At 39.0% G+C, this 21,354-nt stretch carries 27 protein-coding genes and 1 riboswitch; of the genes, 7 read left to right on the top strand and 20 right to left on the bottom strand.

The annotated features are described in order from the left end of the window. Positions 1 to 180 precede the first annotated feature (180 nt). The 10 genes from AC1VU3_RS01675 to AC1VU3_RS01630 all read right to left on the bottom strand — a co-directional run bounded on the left by AC1VU3_RS01675 (position 181) and on the right by AC1VU3_RS01630 (position 7,597). Positions 181 to 456, bottom strand: a complete 276-nt coding sequence (locus AC1VU3_RS01675) for a hypothetical protein (RefSeq protein WP_482982564.1) — start codon at positions 454 to 456, stop codon at positions 181 to 183. Between the two features lie 362 nt (positions 457 to 818). Beyond that, complete coding sequence (locus AC1VU3_RS01670) at positions 819 to 914, bottom strand: putative holin-like toxin (protein ID WP_482982563.1); 96 nt, start codon at positions 912 to 914, stop codon at positions 819 to 821. Positions 915 to 1,116: 202 nt separating this feature from the next. Beyond that, entirely contained in the window at positions 1,117 to 2,082 is a 966-nt protein-coding gene (locus AC1VU3_RS01665) for an alpha/beta fold hydrolase (RefSeq protein ID WP_482982562.1), read from the bottom strand. A 199-nt stretch (positions 2,083 to 2,281) separates the two neighbouring features. Then, complete coding sequence (locus tag AC1VU3_RS01660; RefSeq protein WP_482982561.1) at positions 2,282 to 2,698, bottom strand: nuclear transport factor 2 family protein; 417 nt, start codon at positions 2,696 to 2,698, stop codon at positions 2,282 to 2,284. A gap of 167 nt (positions 2,699 to 2,865) precedes the next feature. Further along, positions 2,866 to 3,228 (bottom strand): hypothetical protein, encoded by a 363-nt coding sequence (locus tag AC1VU3_RS01655; RefSeq protein ID WP_480389464.1) that lies wholly within the window; start codon positions 3,226 to 3,228, stop codon positions 2,866 to 2,868. Between the two features lie 61 nt (positions 3,229 to 3,289). Continuing rightward, positions 3,290 to 3,706 (bottom strand): hypothetical protein, encoded by a 417-nt coding sequence (locus AC1VU3_RS01650; RefSeq protein WP_482982560.1) that lies wholly within the window; start codon positions 3,704 to 3,706, stop codon positions 3,290 to 3,292. Between the two features lie 357 nt (positions 3,707 to 4,063). Continuing rightward, a complete protein-coding gene (locus AC1VU3_RS01645) occupies positions 4,064 to 4,591 on the bottom strand; it encodes a hypothetical protein (protein WP_482982559.1) in 528 nt (175 codons plus the stop codon). A 287-nt stretch (positions 4,592 to 4,878) separates the two neighbouring features. Further along, positions 4,879 to 5,613: an alpha/beta hydrolase gene (locus tag AC1VU3_RS01640; protein WP_482982558.1), complete on the bottom strand. Its 735-nt coding sequence runs from the start codon at positions 5,611 to 5,613 to the stop codon at positions 4,879 to 4,881. A 526-nt stretch (positions 5,614 to 6,139) separates the two neighbouring features. Next, positions 6,140 to 6,409: a YqkE family protein gene (locus AC1VU3_RS01635; protein ID WP_482982557.1), complete on the bottom strand. Its 270-nt coding sequence runs from the start codon at positions 6,407 to 6,409 to the stop codon at positions 6,140 to 6,142. 6 nt (positions 6,410 to 6,415) lie between these two features. After that, positions 6,416 to 7,597, bottom strand: coding sequence for an acetyl-CoA C-acetyltransferase (locus AC1VU3_RS01630; protein ID WP_480389458.1), 1,182 nt, complete (start codon positions 7,595 to 7,597; stop codon positions 6,416 to 6,418). Between the two features lie 83 nt (positions 7,598 to 7,680). On the opposite strand from AC1VU3_RS01630, the gene AC1VU3_RS01625 reads away from it, so the two are divergent. The 4 genes from AC1VU3_RS01625 (at position 7,681) to AC1VU3_RS01610 (ending at position 11,843) form a co-directional block, all read left to right on the top strand. Further along, positions 7,681 to 8,577: a hydroxymethylglutaryl-CoA lyase gene (locus AC1VU3_RS01625; protein WP_482982556.1), complete on the top strand. Its 897-nt coding sequence runs from the start codon at positions 7,681 to 7,683 to the stop codon at positions 8,575 to 8,577. Between the two features lie 11 nt (positions 8,578 to 8,588). Continuing rightward, positions 8,589 to 9,548, top strand: a complete 960-nt coding sequence (locus AC1VU3_RS01620; RefSeq protein ID WP_482982555.1) for an alpha/beta hydrolase — start codon at positions 8,589 to 8,591, stop codon at positions 9,546 to 9,548. A 190-nt stretch (positions 9,549 to 9,738) separates the two neighbouring features. Further along, a riboswitch (purine riboswitch) is annotated at positions 9,739 to 9,840 on the top strand. Positions 9,841 to 9,970: 130 nt separating this feature from the next. Continuing rightward, a complete protein-coding gene (locus AC1VU3_RS01615) occupies positions 9,971 to 10,561 on the top strand; it encodes a xanthine phosphoribosyltransferase (protein WP_482982554.1) in 591 nt (196 codons plus the stop codon). Further along, positions 10,554 to 11,843, top strand: coding sequence for a nucleobase:cation symporter-2 family protein (locus tag AC1VU3_RS01610; protein WP_482982553.1), 1,290 nt, complete (start codon positions 10,554 to 10,556; stop codon positions 11,841 to 11,843). The genes AC1VU3_RS01615 and AC1VU3_RS01610 overlap by 8 nt, the downstream gene beginning before the upstream one ends. Positions 11,844 to 12,540: 697 nt before the next feature. Here AC1VU3_RS01610 and AC1VU3_RS01605 read toward each other — a convergent pair. The 8 genes from AC1VU3_RS01605 to yneA form a co-directional block, all read right to left on the bottom strand. Next, on the bottom strand, positions 12,541 to 13,005 hold the full coding sequence (locus AC1VU3_RS01605) for an NUDIX hydrolase (protein ID WP_482982552.1): 465 nt from the start codon (positions 13,003 to 13,005) through the stop codon (positions 12,541 to 12,543). Between the two features lie 59 nt (positions 13,006 to 13,064). Further along, positions 13,065 to 13,445 (bottom strand): VOC family protein, encoded by a 381-nt coding sequence (locus tag AC1VU3_RS01600; protein ID WP_482982551.1) that lies wholly within the window; start codon positions 13,443 to 13,445, stop codon positions 13,065 to 13,067. An 82-nt stretch (positions 13,446 to 13,527) separates the two neighbouring features. Then, positions 13,528 to 13,827 (bottom strand): hypothetical protein, encoded by a 300-nt coding sequence (locus AC1VU3_RS01595; protein WP_482982550.1) that lies wholly within the window; start codon positions 13,825 to 13,827, stop codon positions 13,528 to 13,530. 133 nt (positions 13,828 to 13,960) lie between these two features. Next, positions 13,961 to 14,182: a YneF family protein gene (locus AC1VU3_RS01590; RefSeq protein ID WP_480388410.1), complete on the bottom strand. Its 222-nt coding sequence runs from the start codon at positions 14,180 to 14,182 to the stop codon at positions 13,961 to 13,963. 151 nt (positions 14,183 to 14,333) lie between these two features. Further along, a complete protein-coding gene (gene tkt, locus AC1VU3_RS01585) occupies positions 14,334 to 16,337 on the bottom strand; it encodes a transketolase (protein ID WP_482982549.1) in 2,004 nt (667 codons plus the stop codon). 86 nt (positions 16,338 to 16,423) lie between these two features. Next, positions 16,424 to 16,657 (bottom strand): DUF896 domain-containing protein, encoded by a 234-nt coding sequence (locus AC1VU3_RS01580; RefSeq protein WP_480388408.1) that lies wholly within the window; start codon positions 16,655 to 16,657, stop codon positions 16,424 to 16,426. A 64-nt stretch (positions 16,658 to 16,721) separates the two neighbouring features. After that, the gene (locus AC1VU3_RS01575; protein ID WP_482982548.1) at positions 16,722 to 17,369 is read right to left on the bottom strand and encodes a YneB family resolvase-like protein; all 648 of its coding nucleotides are present in this window, start codon (positions 17,367 to 17,369) and stop codon (positions 16,722 to 16,724) included. Then, positions 17,366 to 17,692, bottom strand: coding sequence for a cell division suppressor protein YneA (gene yneA / locus AC1VU3_RS01570; protein WP_480388406.1), 327 nt, complete (start codon positions 17,690 to 17,692; stop codon positions 17,366 to 17,368). Before yneA ends, AC1VU3_RS01575 begins: the two co-directional genes overlap by 4 nt. Before the next feature lie 175 nt (positions 17,693 to 17,867). On the opposite strand from yneA, the gene lexA reads away from it, so the two are divergent. Next, positions 17,868 to 18,488, top strand: a complete 621-nt coding sequence (gene lexA, locus AC1VU3_RS01565; RefSeq protein WP_480388405.1) for a transcriptional repressor LexA — start codon at positions 17,868 to 17,870, stop codon at positions 18,486 to 18,488. A 104-nt stretch (positions 18,489 to 18,592) separates the two neighbouring features. On the opposite strand, the gene AC1VU3_RS01560 is transcribed toward lexA, so the two are convergent. Then, positions 18,593 to 18,991, bottom strand: a complete 399-nt coding sequence (locus AC1VU3_RS01560; protein WP_480388404.1) for a hypothetical protein — start codon at positions 18,989 to 18,991, stop codon at positions 18,593 to 18,595. A 418-nt stretch (positions 18,992 to 19,409) separates the two neighbouring features. Between AC1VU3_RS01560 and AC1VU3_RS01555 the strand changes: the two genes are divergently transcribed. Continuing rightward, positions 19,410 to 20,051, top strand: coding sequence for a hypothetical protein (locus AC1VU3_RS01555; protein ID WP_482982547.1), 642 nt, complete (start codon positions 19,410 to 19,412; stop codon positions 20,049 to 20,051). A 135-nt stretch (positions 20,052 to 20,186) separates the two neighbouring features. Then, a complete protein-coding gene (locus AC1VU3_RS01550) occupies positions 20,187 to 20,564 on the top strand; it encodes a ferritin-like domain-containing protein (RefSeq protein ID WP_482982640.1) in 378 nt (125 codons plus the stop codon). A 42-nt stretch (positions 20,565 to 20,606) separates the two neighbouring features. Here the strand turns inward: AC1VU3_RS01550 and AC1VU3_RS01545 are convergent, their stop codons facing one another. Further along, positions 20,607 to 21,296, bottom strand: a complete 690-nt coding sequence (locus tag AC1VU3_RS01545; protein ID WP_482982546.1) for an N-acetylmuramoyl-L-alanine amidase family protein — start codon at positions 21,294 to 21,296, stop codon at positions 20,607 to 20,609. Positions 21,297 to 21,354: the final 58 nt, after the last annotated feature.

The following is a 21,354-nucleotide window of genomic DNA, read 5'->3' as shown; positions in this document are numbered from 1 at the left end:
TTCTATACCAAACGTGCTGAATTTATCAAAAATATAGAATAATATGTTATGAAAGGGGGTAAGGAAAGAGTGTATTAAAAAAGACCTTGGTGCAGGAACACCAACAGTCTTAGCAATAAGGATAAATCGCTTCAAGGACGAACAGCACAAGCAAACAGTAAACCGTCCACTCGTTATTACTTAGATTTCTCCTCCGAATATATAGGAGAGGAATACAACAAACAAAACACCCAACGAAATAGACATGAGCGAAATGTATTTAATAAAACCTTTTTCTTTCTTAATAAAAGCGATAATTCCAAGTGCTATGCCAGTTAAATAGATAGCAAAACCAATGAGGATGGCTACCATCGACCACTTTCCAAAAGTAAAATTGATAGGCGGAAAAATCATGTACGCAATAAAAATCCCAACGACAATTAGACTTATTGAGTACTTACTATATTTCTTCTCCAATTTTCATATCCCCCTTAGTAAACAACTGCTACTTTCATGTATGGGTGAACCTTCATAAACTGTTATCACTTTAACATAAATATCCATTTCAAGAAAACGAAATTTAATCGATGTTGGATTCGTGTAACAATAGCATTTCACTCTAGTCAAAAAGAAAAAGTCCTATAAAGTATCTGAAATAAATATGATAACCACTGAATTCACTGAAAATAGTGATTGATATGATATAATATGGGTAAGGTAAGAGTATATAAAAAAACTATTGGTGCTGTAACACCAACAGTCTTTTGCAACATCATAGTTCGCTTCAAAGGCGAACAGCACAGTAAACCGTCAACACGCGTGCTAGGCTGAGGGGCGGTTTACTTTTTTTTCGTAAAAGTAAATGACAAAGCAAGTATCGCGACGATTAACGTGGAAAACGAAATCATCAGGTTTAATGCTTGTTCTATTGTCATCAGCAACACCCCCTCTCTCACTGAGAAAGTGAGAAAAAAGAAAGATGTGCCGCCGCCCATGAATTCCTATGGTTGCTCCCTAAATTACAACATATTTTGAGAATGAATATTATTTATAATCAATGTCCTACGAGAGTGATTAAAAACTTTATAGAACGGCTATATTCCTTGATACGTCAATCCCCTAACATTCGCAATTTATTTATTGATCAACATATGAATTTGTGAATTCCTTTATTTCTTTGTTCATTTCCTTATAACGTGTCCAATGAAGATAGTGATGGCCCTGTAAGACTTCAACTTTACTTGCAGGATTATTAGTTAACTGCGTCTTATAAAAAGACACGTTATTCTTGCCATCCTCTGTTACCTTTTCATCTTCCGTTGTAAAGATTAATACTGGAAGATTAGATGGGAACTTCATATCAACGGTTTTGTTAATGTTGTCTTTTAATTCATTGGCTTCAGCAACAACATTTTTGTTATAACCCTTCCAAGCGGAAATCGCCTTGGTCATTTCTAAATTTTTTTCAGAATAAATCCCATCATCAGCAATAGGTAGAAAACCTTCCGGATTAATATATAATGCTAATCTAGCGATTCCGGTTGGTGCCAGATATCTTAAAAACTCAGGCATGGAAGGGGCATCCTCACCAAAATATTCTAAAGCTTGTGGTAATGTTGGATCAATTCCTATGATACCTTTCACTTCCTCTGGATATGTATTAGCAAAATACATACTATAAATTCCTGAAACCGAATGTGGCATTAGAATATACGGTCCTGGTATGTTTGATTTTTTTAATGCTACTCTTATTTCCTCTACCATGTTTTCAACTGTTCGTTCTTTTTTGGTACTATCACTCCATCCGTATCCAAATGGCTCTACCACTACTACTTTATTATCTTTTGACAATTCATCTATTAAAGGAGCAAAATCTAAAGCTGGTGCTGCTGTTCCGAGCCCGCTTAATAAAACGATCGTGTCATCACCCTCACCCTTTGTATAAATGTGCATATTTCTACCATCAACTTCCACTAATTGTCCGATGGGGTTGTATTTCTTTTGTTCGTAGACTGTCATGATATTGCTGAAAGCAACCCAAATAACTAACACTGCTAGGAGGGATAATGAAATATTCCTTATAACTTTCCAAATTCGATTCATATTTATCTGTGACCCACTTTCTTTTTTTCTAGCATAAGTTACGAACAAGATAATAATAATGAGCTTAAGGAGGAATTTAAGTTAAGTCTCTAGCCTTACAAACCTCTACTCCCTGTAATTTACAATCAACTCTTATTAGACGTCACATTTGAAGTTACTCCCCCAACCCTAGTATCTATCTCCCATTTATGCCTCCCTGTTAATTGAATAGCACATTTTTTGTATGAACAAGAGTTACTCCTGCTTCGATATAACTTCTGATTAGTTTCCAATCGGTGTTGTTATCTTTTCTAAAAGTTTGGAAGAATAAATTGGCTGTTTCTAAACGTTTGCCTTGAATCTCCAAGGTTGCTGATAAAATAGCCATGGTTTCTTCTTCTCTTAAAGGAAGAATGGAAATTACTCTTATATCCCATTGAGCCTTATTTTCTTTTGCAAAATGAAAGCCCTGTTCCCATCCACTTACTGATTCTTCATAGCCAAAGTCAACGATTTTCCCACCAGTTATTTCTCTTGCTTGATAATCTGGAGAAATTAGCTCTGCTAGCTGTTCTAAGGAGGAGGTTCTCCAAGCATTTAAATAATTGTCTAGAAACATAGAAAATGAGTGATCCATTAAAAACCTCCTAAAAATATGTTTGTATGTACTTTCTATAAATAAAGATATCATCCTTTTTCAACTACTGTCTTACTAACCCTTGTTAAACCCCCAATAACAAACATTTCTTCATAATCTCCCAAAACCCTTTTTATTCAACTAAACTGACTTTTTACTTCTTAGAATTACTTAATGTTTACTTTTAGAACGAGGTCTTTGTCTGATATCTTGCTGAGTTTAACTAGCTTATCAGTGTTTGGAGTGTTTACAGCAGGTTTGACTGTTGCAGTAGCTACATATTTTCCACCTTTATATCTTACTTTTAAATCCTTTGTTATATATTCATTGGGTACTGAATCGCTGTTGTAGTAGATGAACGTATTCTTTTCATCTTGAAACACACTAAAACCATAGTTTTTATAATTGTTTTCTATTGCATTCTGTATAAAAACAGGAGAATCTTCATTCGATAACACCTCATGCTCTACTCTCTTTCCAACATTCATGTAGAAAAATAGCAAAATCAATATAGCACTTAATGAAATCATATGGAAACCGTCTCCTTTTCCAAAAAAGGCATTAACCTTTTACGATCAATGCCTCCTATATTCAAAGCTCTTTTCTTGACCCCATAAACACGTAGCCACTTAGAAATAACTGAATAATACTTAAAGCTAAAAATGGATTCGTTACAATATAGGTTTCCCCTACAATAATGCGCTGAATAATTAAGCCAAGAAAAAAGATTGCTCCCATTAATCCAGAGATATACCATGAACTATTATTGCTATATTTCAAACTAAATACAGCAGCAATCACATTACCCAGCCCAAATATGACAATTGCAAGTATCCCTGGCATAACCCAACTGTCAAATGGAAGCTTGGATGCCCAACTATCAGGATATGCTTCTCCGAAGATTGTTCCGTTACGTAACATCACCATCTGAATTCCCAACCAAATTGCACCTGTCGCTAAGAATAAATCATAACCGGTCAACACCTTTGATCTTATTGTTCGCTTCATCTTTTCCCCCCGTGTTATCAGTGCTCCGATGAACTCCAGATTCATATAATTATTTCATTTCCATTAAAGACGAAACCAACTCTTATAAAGTTCGATTTTTCTTACAATTAATAACACGCTACAAACTTTAAGTTCTACGGGTGCATACCATATTTTGTTCAGTCTTTACTTTCTACAATCCACTTTTATTATCCAAAGCATATTTTTATACAATAAGAAGTTCAAAATAAAAGAAAGATCCCAGTTCTAGTAAAACGGCTAGAATCAATAAAATTTAAATATACAAAAAAACAGAGCCAGACAAGCTGTTTTTTTCACAGCATTGTCGACTCTGCGTTAAAGCGACTGATGATATAGCTATACTACTGTAGCTTCTTCATCTCTCTTACTCTCAGCAAAGGACGCTTTATACTTAGGTAGTAGGTAGCGGAAGATGACGAGCACATGAATAAGACCAATCCCCACAAAGAATGCCCGCACAATCCCTTCCTGCCAGATTAGCAAGATTCCGTTCATATCGCCACCACCAAAAAACTCACTAAGTACACTCAAATAGATAGGATCAAGTAGTAGCATGACTAGTGAGGTATACCATGCAATCGTACGAAAAACCTTCGATTTAGCTGCACAGATTCGTCTGCTCAAAATAATGAGAAGCCAACCGCAAACAAAGGTTGCCATTGCACCGGCCAGACAGAAGATTCCCATCTGATAATCCGTCATCTGCGTATGGTATACATCCACCTGAATACCAAGCCCCATGAAATTAACCTGCTTAAAAACACCATATTGTAATGCTACTAGAAGGTGAGCCCCTTCATGGATTATATAGTAAATAACAATTGCTGCTAGAATTCCAATATATTGTCTTACATTTCTATTCATAATAGTAATCTTCCTTATCTTCGTTACAAAAATTTTTATTAAACAATAACAAGTAACTATGCATTATTATCGTGAGGCAGTATCTTTTAAAAGTTTGTGTGTTACTTCACAAACGTATTATAAAATAACAGCGAGTAGGATTCTATACTTTTTAATTGGATAATTCTTGCAGATTTACTTTATAATTTTGATCATTATAGTAAAAAATGTAAATCCATCAAATAGAAAAATCACACCTCTACTTGGATGTGATTTTTCTTTGGCTTGTTATTTCTTTTTTTCTATTATTAATTGTTTGTAGCTTGTAGCCACTGCGCCGTTGCTTTTATGATTTCATTTTGCTGTTCTTTTGCGGTGATCGTTGCTTTCCCATCCCCTTTTTGTTCCCCATACATAGCGAACTGGGCATGGTTTCCGCCTTTTATTTCATACAGGGTAGTGTCTGGAGATAGCAAATGTTTAGTTTCCTCTATTTTCTCAGTTGTTGTTAACCCATCATGCTCGGCGTAAAGAGAAAGCATTGGTATTTCTTTCTTAGAAAAATCTGCGGAATTGCTCGGATATGAAGCTAAAAAGATAACTCCCCTCACCTCATCCAGGTGATCGTAGGCATAGGAAGCAGCTGCTACTCCTCCAAGCGAATGGCCACCAACAAACCAGTTGTCTATACTGCTGAACTCTTCTATAATAAGTTCCGCTTGATCGACATCAAAAATTGCAAAGTTTAAAGTAACCTTTGGTATAACGACTGTATAGCCGTTATCTGCCAATCCTCGAGCATAATAGCTGTACGCTTCCGGCTCCACTTTGGCACCCGGATAAAGAATGACACCGCCTTTTGTCTCCTCAATAGGTTCGAAAACGAGCCAATTCTCTTCATACTGAATCTCATCAGTATCTATATACGTATAAAGTTCCTCAGAAGGCTCGTAAGTTTCCTGGGACCAGATATAAAAGGCTGCAAATCCAAGGGCTCCAGTAAGCAATAGGATAAATATACTGACGGTAAGAATTTTTTTCATAAAGAATCCTCGCTAACATAACATTATTACTAACTTTTATTAAAGTTTATCGTATAAACTGGGAAGTATATATGGAAAATTAATGAACATACGTGAACCTATGAGGAGAATGAAGAATAATAGATGAAAGTTTTTTTATCTTCTTTTTAAAGGGGAGAATGAGTCAAAAAAAGTAAACCGCCCCCAACTTTCAAGCAAGTGGACGGTTTACCATTCATAAGCTGTTCGCCTTTGAAGCGAACGATGTTATTGCTAAGACTGTTGGTGTTCACGCACCAGCAGTCTTTTTAATATACTCGTTTCTTATCTACATTATAACATAGCCACTTCTATTTTCAATTAATTCAATTTTTTATGGTAGGCAAATGAATGTTAATAAAGAACACAATATACCTTTGTCTTTCTATCTTTATCAAGCTGCAGCTCCTATAACCCACCTGTTTTCCATTTATCCACTATAACTTTTCTAATGAAAAATGCTTTCAAAACAAAACAGCGAAAGGATTTCCCCCCTCGCTGTCTGTTTTTAAAATTTAGACCCGTCAAAGCCGTATTCATCTAATAGCTCTTCAAAGGTTTTATTTTTTTCTCGTTGTTTTTTCTCAAAGGCTAAACGCGCTTGTCTTTCCTCTTCCTTTTGCTGCTCCGCTGATACTAGCTGTTTCTTTGTTTCCTTTAATTTCGCTAGAATGTCAGAGGAAAGCTGATCGGAAAGTGCGTTGCCTTCTTCTTTGACTGGTGCAGCTTTCACCTGTGGCTGCTGTCTTTTTTGTTTCTTTTTAGCCAAATAGTCCACCTTCTTTTAACGTTTTACGATGGTCGCTACTCCTTGGCCTCCTCCGATACATAGTGTTGCAAGACCTGTTTTTGCATCTCGCTTCTTCATTTCATGTAATAGCGTAACGAAGATTCGAGCGCCGCTTGCTCCGATTGGATGTCCAAGGGCAATAGCTCCTCCATTTACATTTAGTATATCATGATTGAAGGATAACTCTCTATCTACTGCAATAGATTGCGCTGCAAAAGCTTCATTTGCTTCGATTAACTCGATATCCGACATCGATAAATTAGATTTTGATAGTACCTTTTTCACAGCCTCCACTGGTCCGATTCCCATCACTTGCGGATCTACTCCTGCAGACGCATTTGCCACGATAGTAGCTAAAGGCTCAAGCCCTAACTCCTCCGCTTTTTTCTTGCTCATCACGACAACAGCTGCTGCTCCATCATTAATTCCAGAGGCATTTCCAGCAGTCACAGATCCGTCCTTCTTAAAGGCAGGGCGTAGACCAGCTAGCTTTTCCTCCGTAGAGCCCTTTTTCGGATATTCATCCTGTGCAAATACGATTGGGTCACCTTTGCGCTGTGGAATTTCTACTGGCACGATTTCGTCCGCAAATTTTCCGGCTTCCATCGCTGCTACTGCACGTGCTTGAGAGCGAGCTGAGAATTTGTCTTGCTCTTCTCTAGTAATCTCGTAGCGATCACATAGATTTTCAGCAGTGATCCCCATATGGTAATCATTGAATGCACACCATAAGCCATCAGAAATCATGCTGTCTACTACCTTTTGATCTCCCATTCGGAAGCCTTCACGAGCATTTTTCAATAAATACGGTGCCTGGCTCATATTCTCCATACCGCCTGCTACGATGATATCCGCATCTCCAGCGATGATCGCTTGTGTTGCAAGGTGGATTGCCTTTAGTCCAGAGCCGCATACTTTATTAATCGTAAGAGCAGAGACAGCCTGAGGTAAACCAGCTTGAAGAGCAGCCTGTCTAGCAGGGTTTTGCCCTAGTCCAGCTTGAAGTACGTTCCCCATTATTACTTCTTCCACCGCATCCTTCGACACGCCAGCTTTTTCTAATGCTTTTTCAATCACAATAGCCCCTAACTTAGTAGCAGGCACATCCTTTAAAGAGCCTTGAAACGATCCAATTGCAGTTCTTACTGCACTCACAATGACTACTTCATTTGACATTCTTAAGTCCTCCCCTTATTTTCCCCTAAATAATTTGCTAGTTCATCCCTGTTTTCCTTAAAATAGGAATGGGAGGGATGATTATGTTTATTTTACCAAATAAAGTGACAATTATCGAGGTTGGTCCACGTGACGGACTGCAAAATGAAAAATTGGAAGTATCAACGGAGGTTAAATTAGATTTTATTCGAGGATTACAGCAGGCCGGTGTGCAAGAAATGGAGATTAGCTCCTTTGTTTCGCCAAAGTGGGTACCACAAATGAAAGATTCACCAGAAATAGTGTCAAATGTAGAAAAAGTGGGTAGACAATTTGTACTTACCCCCAATCTAAAAGGCGTAGAGCTGGCAAAAGCAGCTGGTGCAAAATGCCTCGCTGTATTTGTAGGAGTATCGGATAGCTTCAATAAAAAAAATATCAATAAAACAACCCGAGAAAGTATGGATGAATTAAGGCCAATTGTGGAAACGTTATTACAAGAAGGATATTTTGTTCGAGCTTGTATATCCACTGCCTTTTATTGCCCATATGAAGGGAAGATAAATCCTGAAAGAACACTTGCTCTTTGTAAGGAATTTGTTTCTTGGGGAGTTCAGGAGCTGAGCGTAGCGGACACGATTGGTATGGCAAATCCTATGGAAAGCTATACGTTATTTGACCTGCTAATGAAGGAATTTCCAGAAACGCTGATCACCGCACATTTCCATGATACAAGAAAAATGGGACTGGCAAATATTTTTGCCGCCCTTTCTGCAGGAGTTACTCGATTCGACACTTCCGCAGGAGGCTTGGGAGGTTGTCCTTTTGCACCTGGCGCAACAGGAAATGTAGCAACAGAGGATGTTGTGAATATGCTAGAACAAATGGGAATTGACACCGGGATTGACTTGGACCAGCTGCTACATGCAGTGGAAATTGTTGCGCCCCATGTATCTCGCCCAATAGAAACGGGGATGTATCGATTATTTAAAAGTAAGTAGGAGATGACCTTATGCGAAAGAGAGTAATCGTTTGGACGAGTATTTTTACGAGCATCCTTACAGCAATAGCCACCGTATTTGGTTTCTTTTTGACCAACAAGCTTATGTACATTAAAAAGAAAGAGGATGATTTTATTCTCAACAGGGAAATTACTGCTAAACGACTTGATGAGGCTTGGTATAACAGCGTGAATAAAACAGAGCGCTGGGTGGAGTCGATTAACGGGTATGCCCTGAAAGCCATCTTTATAGAGCCCCTTCAGACGAATAAATATATGATTATTTGTCACGGAGTCACAGAGAATAAGATCAATTCGGTTCGATTCGTAAGAATGTTTGAGCGTCTTGGTTTTAACAGTGTCGTTTATGACCACCGAAGACATGGAGATTCTGGCGGGAAAACAACAAGCTTCGGCTTTTACGAGAAGCTAGATTTACAGGCCATTGTGCAAGCGGTAAGAGAACGTGCAGGAGAAAACGCCATTATTGGGATCCACGGAGAATCTATGGGTGCAGCCACAACCCTTTTATATGCTGGTTCAATTATTGACGACGCAGATTTTTATATTTCCGATTGCGCCTTCTCGAACTTTGAGGATCAGGTCTATCATATTATGACGCAGACCACTCCCTTACGTTCTACGCTAGCCATTCGATTTGCAAACTTATTTTTAAAAATACGAGACGGCTATACGTTAAACCTCGTATCCCCTCTCGATGTGGTAGACAATATTGAAAAACCTGTACTATTTATTCACAGCCTAGAGGATGATTTCATTTTGCCAAAGATGACAGAGGATCTTTATGAAAAGAAAAAAGGTCCAAAGGAATTAAAGCTATTTGAAAAAGGGGCACATGCTAAGTCGTTCAATGAAAATCCAGAGGAATACGAAGAAATTGTGAGCGAATTCTTAAAGAAATACAATTTGTATGAGGAAAGACCTGAGCCAGAGCTGAAGTCCATTGTGTAAAATCTGAACGATGAATATGGTGCGCTATTGACAGGTAAACTACATGATTTAGTAAACCGCCCCCTTTTTTGCTAAGGCTGGGCGGTTTACTTTTTTTCCTAAAAATAAATGACAGGGTCTATCGTCATGAGCACCACCCCCCTTTTTTTATTATTTTTATTGTAAAATAACTTTACCGTGCTATAATGAGAACAATTCAATTTCATAGACTCGTATAAAGGCAGGGATATGGCCTGCAAGTTTCTACCAACTTTCCGTAAAAAAGTTGACTACGAGTGGCGTGGTTACATGATTGGGACACATTTGTGTCGCCATTTCTTTTATTATTCGAATGATACTCGAATGCCATCGCTCCACTCGTAGGAATGGAGCCTTGTCATTCGAGTTTTTTTATTTTAATTCTAAGGAAAGAAGGAATCGCCGTGAATTTGCTAGAGGACAAGATTGTAGAGTTAGGAAAAGTTTTATCGAAAGACGTACTAAAGGTAGATGTTTTTTTAAATCATCAGATCGACCCTGTCTTGATGAAGGCAATTGGAGAAGAAATTGCGGACCGCTTCAAGAATGTAGGAATCACAAAAATATTAACGATCGAGTCTTCTGGAATCGCTCCTTCTATTTTTGCAGGACTTGCACTTGAGGTACCGGTTGTGTTTGCAAGAAAAAGCAAATCCGTGACGCTTTCTCAAAACTTACTTACGTCCCAGGTTCATTCCTTCACGAAAAATATTACAAGCGATATCTCTGTTTCAAAGGACTTTCTCCAGGATGGGGAAAAGGTTTTAATTATCGATGACTTCCTTGCAAATGGACAGGCAGTGCTTGGATTGCTGGACATCATCGACCAGGCTGGAGCAACAACAGCCGGTGTTGGAATTGTCATTGAAAAAGGATTTCAACCAGGCGGAAAATTAATTCGGGAAAAAGGGATCCGCGTTGAATCACTTGCGATTATTGAGTCACTAGAGGATGGCAAAATAGAATTTGCAAAAGGAGCGCCTATCTATGAATAATCTATTTAAGAACACAACACTCGGGTTACAGCACGTGCTCGCGATGTATGCAGGTGCAGTTATTGTCCCTCTTATCGTTGGAGGCTCTCTAGGGCTCAGTGCTGAGGAGTTAACTTATCTAGTTGCCATCGATATTCTAATGTCCGGAGTCGCTACTATTTTACAGGTGATGAATAATCGATTTTTCGGTATCGGTCTTCCAGTCGTTCTAGGATGTACGTTTACTGCAGTAGGCCCGATGATTGCGATTGGTGGAGACTACGGTATTTCTTCTATCTACGGAGCAATTATCGTCTCTGGTATTATCGTCATTTTGATCAGCGGCTTTTTTGGAAAGCTAGTCAAATTTTTTCCGCCAGTCGTTACCGGCTCAGTCGTTACTATTATTGGGATCACCTTAATTCCTGTGGCAATTAATAATATGGGTGGCGGTCAAGGAGCGGAAGATTTCGGTTCACTTCAAAATGTTTTATTATCATTTGGAACGCTCATTTTCATCGTATTGTTATATCGATTTTCCCACGGCTTTATAAAAGCTATTTCTATCTTAATAGGAATCATCGCTGGAACAATTGCAGCATTTTTCATGGGAATGCTAGATTTCACTGCAGTAAAAGAAGCAGATGTGTTTCATATGATTCAGCCTTTCTATTTCGGAATGCCTACGTTTGATTGGTCCCCTATTCTCACGATGACCCTAGTAGCAATCGTGTCGTTGGTGGAATCAACTGGCGTGTACTTTGCGCTGGGAGATATGGTTGGGAAGAAAATACAGAAGAAAGATTTAACAAAGGGGTACCGCGCAGAAGGAATTGCTGTTTTACTTGGAGGTATCTTTAATTCTTTTCCTTATACGACTTTTTCACAAAATGTAGGATTGATGCAAATATCGGGTGTGAAAACTCGTAAGGTTATATACATAGCTGGTGGGATGCTTATCCTGCTTGGATTTATTCCGAAGATTTCCTCTCTAACTACCATTATTCCTGAGGCCGTTTTAGGGGGAGCCATGATTGCCATGTTTGGGATGATTATCTCTCAAGGGATTAAGATGCTCAGCACAATCATTTCAGACTCTAAGTCCCCTGATAATGCGATGATTATTGCTTGCTCTATCGGTATTGGACTTGGCGTAACTGTTGTGCCAGATCTGTTTCAATCCTTACCTGGCAGTCTTCAAATTCTAACAAGTAACGGTATTGTTGCAGGAAGTTTCACTGCAATTTTATTGAACATACTGTTTAATATGACTCCTTCGAGAAATAAAGACAAGATAGCTTAGTGAGATTGGCACGTTCTAGATTCTCTCTACTTTCAAGGCGGATTAACAAGTAGCTCTCTTCTAGCTTTTGCTTCGGAAGAGGGCTGTTTTTTTAGTGAGAGTTGATAGTACAACCTTATGGTATGGGCTAGTAACTTTCATCAATGTTAAGGGCTACTGCTCGGTACTGAGTGTTTACTGCGCGAAAATGGTGGGCTATCGCTCGGAAATGAGGAGGTATTGCTCGATAGCAGAAACACTGTTGTTCTACTGCTCGGTAACTCGACCCTACTGCGCGGTACTGGGTGTCTACTGCGCGAAAATGGTGGGCTATCGCTCGGTAATGACGAGGTATTGCGCGATAGCAGAGACGCTGTGGGGCTACTGCTCGGTAACTCGGCTCTACTGCGCGGTACTGGGTGTCTACTGCACGAAAATGGAGGGCTATCGCTCGGTAATGAGGAGGTATTGCTCGATAGCAGAGACGCTGTGGGGCTACTGCTCGGTAACTCGGCTCTACTGCGCGGTACTGTGTGTCTACTGCGCGAAAATGGTGGGCTATCGCTCGGAAATGAGGAGGTATTGCTCGATAGAGGGGACACTATTCGTTCCTCCTAGGCGACTTATATCTAGATTGAATGCTTTCGCTGGAGGAGGCCAATAAAAAAATACCACGATTACTCAGTCATGGTATCTCTATATATTCTCAGTTTTGATGTCAGCTAATAATTGGAGTCTTCTTCCCATCTGCCCAGTCTCTGATAAACTGTCGCTGGCGTGGATTTAAGTTATCGGGCAAGTTGTCCTTTTGAAAGAATCTATGCTCTCTGCTTTCTGTCCCCTCCTGTATTAATTCTCCATCAAGATCACTTGACTTGAATATAATTTGCACACTATAGCATCTATCTTTATTTGGATACACCACAAAACAGCTTGATCCTGAATAGATGCCAAACAGGTCTAAGCTATTTATTTTAAGTCCTGTCTCCTCATATGTCTCTCTTGTGGCTGTTTGTTCGAAGGTTTCTCCGAGTTCCATTACGCCACCGGGGATACACCAGTTATCTTCATCTGTTCGATGCTGCAATAAAATACTCTCCCCCTTTTCTAGTAGAATACCGCAGCCTACAGTCAAGAGAGTTTCGTGTCCTATCAGCTTTCTCATATCTTTTATATAATTCATTCTACATTTCCTCACTATTTGTTTATTCAGGTCCAATCCGAATTAATAGACTTCCTCGATTAAGTGAAACAAGAGCAAACCATTAAAATGTTTCCATCGGGATCCTTAAAAGAGAATTCTTCTAAATCAGAATGGGAAATAATTTCCGTAACCACTTCCCCACCAATTTCCTTCACATGCTCAAATGCCTTTCGGATATCAGCTGTACTAAAATTCATGAGTGCTTGATTGGACGGGATAAAATGATATACCTCATCCAAACAATGATTATCAAAGGTAATGCCAGGTCTACCTTCTCCCATGCTCAATGTGTAGATGGGACCTGAAAGCTTATCCAGATTTGCCTCTATACCAAATAAATCACAATACCAACGCACTGATTTTTCTAAATCTGTCACATGGATAAAAATAGTATCCACTCTATTTTCAATTATCTTCATAAGAACACCTCCGAGTATGATATCAAATTATTATTGCTACCTGCATAAAACGAACTCCGTGGAATGTAGCGTTTCTAAACTCCTAATCTAGAGCGGCTTTATTTTTGCTAAAATCAAGGGCATAATCTAGCAGCGATTTTATTTGTGCTACAATCAACCTTATTTTTGCTACAATGATGCTCGTTTTTGCTACAATCAAGGGCATTTTTGCTACAATGACCCTCGTTTTTGCTACAATCAAGGGCATTTTTGCTACAATCGATTTACTAATATAAGAAGCAAGCTCACTTTTACGACTTTCTAACCCATTTTTACGACTTTCAAGCTCTAATCTAGTAGCGACTACATTTTTGCTAAAGCCTAGGTTTTTTACAACCCTCAATTGCAGGCGTCACTCAACAGCTTGCCTGACAATTTATACCCCTCCCTTCTCCCTCTCTTCTCATTTATTTCCATATGTATTTGATTCCACAAAAAAACTGCACTTCCTTCTGGAGTGCAGTAATTAGGCAAGATTATTTTCCTTGCATCTTATTCATTTGGTTCATCATTTGTTTTACTTGTTTTTCAGATGGTTTACGACCCATTTGAGCCATCATCATGCGAAGCATCTGCTCATTGATCGGTGGGTTATCTTTTAGGTATTTCATCATATATTGACGAGCTCCAAAGAACCCTCCTACTAGACCTAGAATCAAAGCAACAATGATTATTATTATCCAACCCCATGTTGGCATAGCTTTCTCCTCCTTTACGTTCTTGTCTACGTGTACAAGACACCAATGAAAATTATACTATAGATTCTATGTGCATACTATAGATAAATTACAGATGAAAAGCAATTCTAGGAACTTTTTTCAAAGCTCTCGAATTGCTTTTCAATCTTCTTTATTTTTGAAGTAAGTTTTTCATTTTAGAAACAACGTTTTCAACAGAGAATCCGTATTCCTTCATGACAATCTCACCTGGAGCACTTGCACCAAATTTATCGATTGCAATTACGTCCCCTTCAAAGCCAGTATATTTATGCCAGCCAAGGGATGCACCCATTTCAATAGCTAGGCGCTTTCTATTTGTTGGAGGTAATACAGAGTCTTTATATGCTTGATCTTGTTGTTCGAATAAATCCCAAGAAGGCATGGACACTACAGATACTTGGATACCTTCGCTAGCAAGTACTTGTTGAGCTTCCACTGCCAGGCTCACTTCAGATCCAGTAGCAAGTAAGATACCTTCTGCATTTCCGTTAGCTGGTGAAATCACGTAAGCTCCTTTTGCAATTCCTTCTTTCGCTTTTTCAGCAGATCCTTTTAAGATTGGTAGGTTCTGTCTAGAAAGCACTAATGCAGTTGGTCTGTTTTTAGAAGATACTGCATGCTTCCAAGCTTCTGCTGTTTCATTTGCATCAGCTGGGCGTAGAACTGTCAGTCCTGGCATTGCTCGTAAAGATGCTAAATGTTCAACTGGCTCATGAGTTGGTCCGTCTTCCCCTACCGCAATACTGTCATGGGTGAAGACATATGTTACAGGAAGACCCATTAAAGCAGATAGACGAACTGCTGGGCGTACATAATCACTGAATACGAAGAAGGTTCCACCGAATACGTGTAAGCCGCCATGAAGCGCCATTCCGTTTAATGCTGCTCCCATTGCAAATTCACGCACGCCAAACCAGATATTTTTCCCTGCATAGTTTTCTGCTGAGAAATCTCCAACGTTTTTCATCGTTGTCTTGTTAGAGCCTGCTAAATCGGCACTTCCTCCGAAGAAGGATGGTAGGTTTTGTGCAATTGCGTTAATTGCATCACCAGAAGCAGAGCGTGTTGCTACAGAAGTACCCTCTTCATACACTTTCAATGCATCTGCAAAGTTTGCTGGCATTTCCCCGCTGATTGCTTGTTTCAATGTTTTTGCTAGCTCTGGATGAGCAGCTTCGTATGCAGCAAATTTTTCATTCCAAGCTGCCTCTTCTTGAACTCCAAGACGGTCAGAAGCTTTTTTGAATGTTTCATAAACTTCTTTCGGTACATAGAAGTCTTCTTCGAATAGCCACTTATATTCTTTTTTCGCTAAAAGCGTTTCTTCTTTTCCTAGTGGAGCACCGTGAACATCGGATTTACCAGCTCTATTAGGAGATCCGTAGCCGATAATTGTTTTTACTTCAATGATCGTCGGCTTGTCTTTTTGAGCTTTCGCTTGTTCAATAGCAGCAGAAATTGCTTCTATGTCGTTGCCGTCTTCTACAAAAATATGGTTCCAGCCATAAGATTCAAAGCGCTTCGCTGTATTCTCAGAGAATGATTTGTGTAGATCGCCATCTAAAGAAATATCGTTGCTATCGTATAATACAATTAGCTTGTCTAGTTTCAAGTGTCCTGCAAGAGAAATAGCCTCCGCAGCCACTCCTTCCATTAAATCGCCATCTCCGCATAACGCATACGTATAATGATCTACCACTTCATGGCCTTCCTTGTTATACGTTGCTGCTAGATGTGCCTCAGCCATTGCCATCCCTACAGCCATTCCAATTCCTTGTCCTAATGGACCTGTTGTAGCTTCCACTCCAACCGTATGTCCGAATTCTGGATGTCCAGGTGTTTTGGAATTCCATTGTCTGAAATTCTTGATTTCCTCCATTGGTAGTCCATATCCACCCAAGTGAAGTAAGCTATAAAGAAGCATGGAGCCGTGACCAGCTGATAAAACGAAGCGGTCTCTATTAAACCACTTAGGGTTAGATGGGTTATGGCGCATGTGCTTCGTCCATAGGGTATATGCCATTGGTGCTGCCCCCATTGGTAAGCCAGGGTGACCAGAATTTGCTTTATCAATTGCATCAATAGATAAAGTTCGGATTGTAGTAATTGCTAACAAATCAGATTGTAACGACATTAAATGACATCCTCTCGATCAATTTTTTTCTACAGCTTTAGTTTACCAACTATTTCAGGTTTATCAATGATTTATGCAATGATTCATTAATTCAGAAATTTATCTTTCTTAGCCTTTTTCACTTTCTCAGGCGTAATATCATTGCCTTCTGGATCAATAACCTTCACGCTTTCTATTGTATCACGCATGGTTGCACGAAAAGTCTCTAAATATTCCTTACGAAGCGCACTTTGCTCCTTCGCTTCTTCTATCGAAAGTCCAACCGTTTTGGACTTTTTAGATAGCTGACTGATTCTTGCTAGTTTTTCTTTACTTAACATATCTTTCATCCTTTCCATTATCCCTTATATAAAGGTATGAAAAAAACACACAGAGTGCAAGTTATTACTCTCTGTGTGCTTCTTCATATTCTTTGTATCTCCTATGAACGGTGGCTTTACTAATCGAAAAACCTAGGCCGTTTAAAGTGGAAGCTATTTCTTCGTAAGTCATATTTGCATTTCTCAGGCGAACAATCTCTTCAATAGGGATATCAATTCTATCTCTTCCCTCAGGATTTCCTCTGGTTTTTAGATTTTTCTCCGGTCGATAGCCATTTGATATCGCCTTTTTCATACCACGTTTAATCTTCGCATTATGAATTTTGCGTTGATACTCCTCCACAAGAGCCAGGATTTCTAATAGCATGGAATCCATTTCATTTAAATTAATGACTCCTTTATCTTGCAAGATGTATACAGTGGTATTGGTCTTTTGCAAAAGATGGAGCACGGCCATACGACCATTTCCTCGACCAATTCTTGTTTCGTCTTGAACGAACACTGCCGTAATTTCATGCTCTTTTATATAGCTAAGCATTTCTAAAAGACCTTCTCGTTCCACATCATAGCCACTATGCTGGTCTAGGAATACTTGTTCCACTTGAAAGCCTTTGCTCTCGGCAAAATCTCTTAGCTCTTCTTCTTGTCTAATTAAAGAAGTCTCCTGGGTTGATTTGTCGGTGCTTACACGACAATAGATAACAGATTTCATTGTTCAGAACCCGCAATCTCTGTATTTTTTATAAGAAGGTAATCATCGTAATCTTTTTCACCAGGCACTTTTAGCACCTGTCCAGTTTTAATGTTAGAATCCTGTAGCTGATTTAAGTGAATCACAGTGTCAATCCAGTCAGTTTTCGGCTGATTAGATGCATATTTATTTGCTAGGCTCCAAAGATTGTCACCCTGTTTTATTGTAATAACCTTTTCCTCATCGCCATGAACAGCTTGAGAAAGGCTAAATAAGCTAATGAAAGATAAGCTAAGAACAAAGAAAAGTGCTATAAAATAATTGTTTTTAATCCAAGTAATCATAAAAGTCCCTCCATAAACAGAATGCTTGTTCGGTATGTATGTTATTATCATAATGCGAACATTTGTTTTTGTCAACAACAATTAGAACCTATGTTTGCATTTCGACAATGATACTGGTATACTACTATTAAGAAAATAATATAAGGTTGAATTAATACTTAAAGAGGTGAATTCATTGAAGAAAGCGTCCAAAAGACAGGAAGATATTCTTGCATTTATAAAAGAGGAAGTACGTAAAAAAGGTTATCCACCATCCGTACGTGAAATTGGTGAAGCGGTTGGACTAGCTTCTAGCTCTACTGTGCATGGACATTTAGCTAGACTAGAGAGCAAAGGATTAATTAGAAGAGATCCAACGAAGCCACGTGCTATTGAAATATTAGATGGTCTAGAAGCACCTGTGGAGAGACAAGGAGTTGTTCATGTCCCATTAGTAGGGAAAGTAACTGCTGGTCTACCTATCACCGCTATTGAAAATATTGAAGAATTTTTTCCTCTTCCTGAGACCTTTGGGACATCAGAAGACCACCTATTCATGCTAGAAATTATGGGAGACAGTATGATGGAAGCTGGAATCTTAAATGGAGACTATGTTGTTGTCAAGCAACAGCAATCTGCCAATAATGGAGATATAGTAGTTGCTATGACGGAGGATGACGAAGCTACTGTAAAACGTTTCTTCAAAGAAAAGAGTTATTTCCGTCTTCAGCCTGAAAACTCTTCTATGGATCCAATTATTGTGAATCAGGTTTCTATTTTAGGGAAAGTGGTTGGGGTCTACCGTCATATTCAATGATTTTTATTGACAACTCATGACTAACAAAGTAAGATTCTAAAAGAGCCGATATCACGTCTAAACAAAAAGTGGACATTTTGTTTAGACCGTAAAACCCCCCTTGCTTACGAGCTAAGGGGGGTTTGTTTTTTCTGTATTCTAGGGATAACATTCATCCCTTGTAAAAGAATTTTTGCATCCTCATTGAAATAATGTTCGATATCATCACGTACCCATAACTCAGGATGCGCTTTTATCACTGCTCTTATACCTCGAATATCGAATTTGGAGGAGTATATATTAATCGTATAAAGAATGCTTACTTCGTTTCGAGTTAGTGGTGGCAATCCACTCTCCTTTTGCTGTTTCATCGAATCGTAAAGCTCTCTTGCTGAAGCTACAAGATGGTGTCTTCTTCGATCCAGCTGAAGCATGTAATCCTCCATCATTTTTTTGGTAGCTAGTATGTCTAACTTCTCCATGTTCTCATTTATCTTCTTAATTATTTCTTCTATATTATTCATTTTTCCACTCCTCGAACACGTCTAATAAGCAAATAGTCCATTTAAGAATTCACTATTTATTACTGGTTCAAAGCCTCCATCTAGAACTTTCTTATTAGCTGAAGGACCTGTTAACTATACCCCCCCTTTTTCAACTCTAAACATGCAAAATAAAAATTTTTAATTACCTTTGAAATGGAAGAAGACAAGGTAGAAAAAATCTGACTTTTAGGCAATAAAAGTATTCCTTCCTTCTTGGATCCATTTTTTGGTGAAAGCTATCCTTACTCAAGTCCAAATGGTGACCATGTTTGCAGTTTCTTGCTGGATACAGATAAGGCTTTATTAGACATAATCCGTACCAACCGCTTACTTCTTGAATATAGTAAAAAAAGCTGTGTCTTTCGGGCACCAAAAATGTTCAGAAGGAGAAGTGTAAATGAAAAAATGGTTCATAGTGCTAACGCTGCCCCTTATTTTCGGATTAGCCGGCTGCGGATTGTTCGACAAGTCTGAGGATAAGAAAGAAGAGTCGAAAGAGGAAGTAGTTGTAGAAAAAGAAAAAGAAGCAGTAGAAGAAAAGGTTGAAGAAGAGGAAACAGTTGTCGATGAGGGTACGAACACGGAAGAGGAAACTCAAACAGAAGCTCCAATGGACACTATCCTACAAGATAAGGAGCAAGTGCAGGTTTATGTCGATCAAGTACGTAATGCATATTTACAAATCGCTGAGCTAGGCGGAAGATGGGATGAGATTCGAGAGGCTTCTGCGAATCAAACAATTACGGACTATGATTTTGCTGACCTTATCGCTATAGAAATACTACCTTGGAATATGGTATTAATCGAAGAGCTAGAAGCAATCCTACCACCCAACGAGGAAACAATCCTTTTACATGAAATGCTTATCGATGCAATGAACAAGCAGCATCTTGCGTTTGGTGAGATAAGGGATGCAGTATATACAGGAGATTATACGAAAATCACCAAGGCAAATGAAATTCTTGCTGAGGTCAGAAAAATAGACCGTGAATTCAGCCGTCAAATGGAAGCACTGATAGAAAAATACGGGGTTTACTAAAAGGGGCTTATCGGCCCTTTTTTCACTGGACAAATAACCATACGCCTACTACGTGCATATTTTACCGTTAGAGGTGATAGGGAATTGACAAATCAATTTACTCAGTATGCACCAGATACCTTAATTGCAAATCTTATGAAGGCAATTGATGGTGAATACTCTGCTATTCATTGCTACGAAAAGCTAGCTGGTCAAACGGATAATCGTAACATTAAAAAGCAGATTGAAGAAATTCGGAAAGATGAGATACGCCATTTCCAGACTTTCTCTTATTTGTATCAAGCCATTACAGGAAAACAGCATACACCAAAGCGAAAAGAAAAATGCCCCGACCAATTTCTTTCTGGTCTGCATGCAGCATTTTTAGATGAGCAAAAAACGGTTGATTTTTATCATGAAGTAGCTAGAAGTACAACTGATCCTGTAATCAAGGATGCTTTCAGCCAAGCTGCTGCTGATGAGCAGAACCACGCTGTCTGGTTTTTGTATTTTATTATGCAAGGGAAAAAATAAAAAAATCCCCTATCCGCTACATGCAGATAGGGGTTCCCTCTTTTATTTCACTCGTAATACTTGTCCAACATAGATTGTGTAGTTGGCATCAAGTCCATTCCAGTCTCTTATTTGTTGAGCCGTGCTGCCATAACGCTGGCTTAGTGAGTACACCGTATCTCCGCTGACAACCGTGTGGTACACTGCTGAGCTTTTCTTTTGAAGGTTGAAGCATTTCACAAGTCCATTTGCATGACCACGTGCCAGAGATTCGATGAACGAAGCAGTTTTTAGCTTTGCTGCATCATTTGAATTATCGATAAAGCCATTTTCGGTTAGCATCGCTGGCATATTGGACTCTCGTAACACATGGAAATTCGCTGTTTTCTTTCCACGATCCGTAAAGTTCACGAGCTTCATGACCTCTGAATGGATATTTGTTTGATACGTAGTAGTAGGCGCTCCGCTGCCTGGATAAATGTAATCCTCATAGCCTGTTCCTCCACCCGCATTGATATGAATAGATAGGAAGAAATCCGCTCCCCACGCATTTGCTTGGTTTGTTCGGTCCACCAATGAGGGAAAGGTATCCCCTGTCCTACTCATCAATACGTTGACATTATTATATTCTCCCACTAAAATATCTCGAACTCTTTTCGCAATTTGGAGGGTCAGGTTTTTCTCCTGTAACCCGTTACCTGTTGCACCTGGATCCGAACCACCGTGACCTGGATCAATAAAAATTTTTACCATAATAAACACTCCTCTTTTTTTGTTTTTTTGTTTATTCCACGTCTACTACCTTTAGCTA

Source organism: Psychrobacillus sp. Z16_25, assembly GCF_056856695.1.
This window is presented reverse-complemented; position numbering and strand designations above follow the sequence as displayed.